Annotated in this window: 4 protein-coding genes; all 4 read left to right on the forward strand. The window is 59.6% G+C overall.

All coding sequences use genetic code 11. From position 1 onward, the window contains the following. Nucleotides 1-290: 290 nt before the first annotated feature. Entirely contained in the window at nucleotides 291-1,211 is a 921-nt protein-coding gene (locus tag AC1DT3_RS17260; RefSeq protein WP_477466465.1) for a hypothetical protein, read from the forward strand. A 175-nt stretch (nucleotides 1,212-1,386) separates the two neighbouring features. Then, a complete protein-coding gene (locus AC1DT3_RS17265; RefSeq protein WP_477466466.1) occupies nucleotides 1,387-1,845 on the forward strand; it encodes a methyltransferase in 459 nt (152 codons plus the stop codon). Then, nucleotides 1,842-1,967: a hypothetical protein gene (locus tag AC1DT3_RS17270; RefSeq protein ID WP_477466467.1), complete on the forward strand. Its 126-nt coding sequence runs from the start codon at nucleotides 1,842-1,844 to the stop codon at nucleotides 1,965-1,967. Before AC1DT3_RS17265 ends, AC1DT3_RS17270 begins: the two co-directional genes overlap by 4 nt. A gap of 59 nt (nucleotides 1,968-2,026) precedes the next feature. After that, a partial coding sequence (locus AC1DT3_RS17275; RefSeq protein ID WP_477466468.1) for a DnaB-like helicase N-terminal domain-containing protein occupies nucleotides 2,027-2,758 on the forward strand: 732 nt, incomplete at its 3' end.

Consider the following 2,758-nt stretch of genomic DNA (forward strand, 5'->3'; position numbering starts at 1 on the left):
CGACTATGCATCCGCCCGGTTCTGCAGGGTGCGTCCGCGCGAGCTTCTCATGTTCGGGGAGCGGGCGTGATGGCGCAGAGCCCCAACTTCTTTCGCAAGCCTGCGCCTGCTCGTGAACCGCCACGCGGCCATGAACTGAAGCTCCGGTGCGTGGAATGTGCAGAGCCTGCAAGCTTCGGTGAGGGCTCATGTCTTCATCGCGGCATTGAAGGCACTTGGTGGTGCAGCGATCACGCCCCCGAGCGCCTACGGCATCCGTCTCGTTCCCTTCCCCAAATCGAGAACTCCCCATGAAAATGTTCAGCATCGATGAAATTCAGCGTCCTGCTACTGGCAAACTCTTGGAGCAGATGACCGAGATCATGGGAGATCTCGCATCCATCCAATCGCGAGTTGCCCGGCTGTTGGTCGAGTTCTCGCGCGACGTTCAGAAATCACCAGATCCACAGGGCTCCTCTAACCGCGATCTAAGCGCGGATGGTGAGGCATCCTCGAGCGCAGTTCCGCAAGACGAAGCGCTCCACGCCGGCACAGGTTGCGAGACGCTTGCGGACCATGAGGGCCATATTGCGAAGGGAGCCGGGGAGGATGAGCCCTCGGCTTTGGATCGCCATAGCGACCCGGCTCCCACCGCACCAAAGAAGTCGATGTTCGATCGTGTCCTAGACCTCTATTCACTCGGGTATTCGACATCCACGATCAGTGCAAAGGAAGGAATCTCAGATGCGGCGGTCCGGGTCTATGTAAGCAGAGCGCGCACCTCCAGTGATGCGAGAGTCATACAGGGTGATGCCCATCGCGAAGGCATTCTGGATGCATCGCTTGCCGGTCGTCAGAGGTTCCCTAGTGCCGTGCCGGTGACGATCCGGCCGAAGGCAGCCGACCAGGCATCGCTCGTCATTGAGGTCGCTCCCCCAAACACGAAACTGGTCGCATCCCGAACACTCGTAGCCGACGAAGGCACGATGACCGTTCACGGTCCGCTTGGTTCGATCCAGATGCCGAAGGCGACGGTCAAGATCCTTGCCAGAATGGCGGCAGGCGAGGGCGGACTCTACGACACCGAGACGTTGCGGGAGATCGGGGACTTCCCTACCATCCGGTCGGTCAACGATCATTTTGCGATGATCAAGCCGCGGCTGCAGGCGATCGGCGTCGACTTGGTTTCCGCTGGTCGCGAGATGTTCCGCGTCCGACGGGTCGAGGCGTGAGATGGCGCAAAACACGTCGCACGCCGTCATGGCTCAACGCGCTGAGCCACACGACTCTCTCGACTTCTTCCCAACGCCACCCTGGGCAACCAGAGCGTTATGCAATTGGATCGAGGGCAATGTCGGCTCACTCGATCGAAGTATGGCTTGGGAACCGGCGTGTGGACAGGGGCACATGGCCCGGCCGCTGAGCGAGTATTTCCATTTCGTGCTCGCCACCGATGTCCACGATTACGGATGGGGCGAGGTCTGCGATTTCCTTTTTCCGAACGACTATGCCGAGGCGGATTGGGACTGGGTCATCACCAATCCTCCATTCCGACTTGCCGAACAGTTTGTCATTCGGGCTCTCAAATTGGGAACGCTCGGTGTCGCAATGCTTGTTCGCACAGCGTTCCTCGAAGGCGGCGGTCGTCACAAAAATCTGTTCTCTGTGCATCGACCCTACGCAATCCTTCAGTTTGCTGAGCGTGTGCCAATGCACAAGGGACGCTTGGACCCAAACGGATCCACTGCAACAGCCTATTGCTGGATCATATGGCGACATGGCTTTGATGTCCCAACGATTTTCGATTGGATTGCGCCATCCCGTCGTTCGCTTGAACGCGCGGGCGACTACGAGGTTTTGGCATGAGCCCGATCGACGTTTTCGACGAATACCAGATCGAGTTCGAAAGCTGGCGCGAGAGCATCAAGCCTGTCCCGGTCATGGACAACGACCAATCGACGTTCGAAGACACGAAAGGCTCGGAGTGATGGCGGGAGAACAGAGACGTTCTGCCCGTGAAGARCTCGGGCTACCTGAGCCGCGCCCGATGCCGGCGAATGTCGACGTCGAGCAGGCCGTCCTCGGATCGCTCTTGCTCAACAACGATTGCTTTGCGCGGTGCGCTGACATTCTCACGCCGGAGTGCTTCTTCGAGGATCTGCATMGGCGAATATTCGAGGTCATTGCCTCGCTGATCCCGCAGGGCAAGACGGCCAAGGCGATCACGCTGAAGACTTTCCTCGGAGACGCGGACCTCGGGGGCGTGACCGTTGGCGAGTATCTTGCGCGGCTTCAGAAGGACGCCGCCATGCCGGCGCAGGTCCGGGACTACTCGACGATCTTGAATGACCTTCGCGTCCGTCGGGAGATGATCTCGATCGCCTTGGACATGCARGACCTTGCCTATGCCAGTCCGCCYGATGCGACATCGAAAATGCTGGTCGATGGCTCGATCGATAAGCTTGCCGGATTGCGRTCCACGCCCGGTGAGTTGTCCGAGTTTGAGGACTTCTCCGATGCGGCGGGCCGTGCCATTCGTTCCGCCGAAGAGGYGTATCGCAGCGGCGGCGCACTCGTTGGTGTGTCCACTGGAATCCCAAAGCTGGACGACGCCTTGGGCGGTCTCCAGAAATCCGACCTCCTTATCCTCGCGGGACGACCGGCTATGGGTAAGACATCGCTCGCGACCAACATCGCCTTCAACGTCGCGCGAGACTTAGCGGAACGTCGGTCGCGAGGGGAAAAGACCGGCGTGGTCGGGTTCAACTCCCTCGAGATG

This window comes from Microvirga sp. P4_G7 (assembly GCF_056401005.1).

Excerpts from the sequence above, each read along its gene's own strand:
- AC1DT3_RS17260 (WP_477466465.1), top strand. The coding sequence starts at position 291 with ATGAAAATGTTCAGCATCGATGAAATTCAGCGTCCTGCTACTGGCAAA.
- AC1DT3_RS17265 (WP_477466466.1), top strand. The coding sequence starts at position 1,387 with ATGGCCCGGCCGCTGAGCGAGTATTTCCATTTCGTGCTCGCCACCGAT.
- AC1DT3_RS17270 (WP_477466467.1), top strand. The coding sequence starts at position 1,842 with ATGAGCCCGATCGACGTTTTCGACGAATACCAGATCGAGTTCGAAAGC.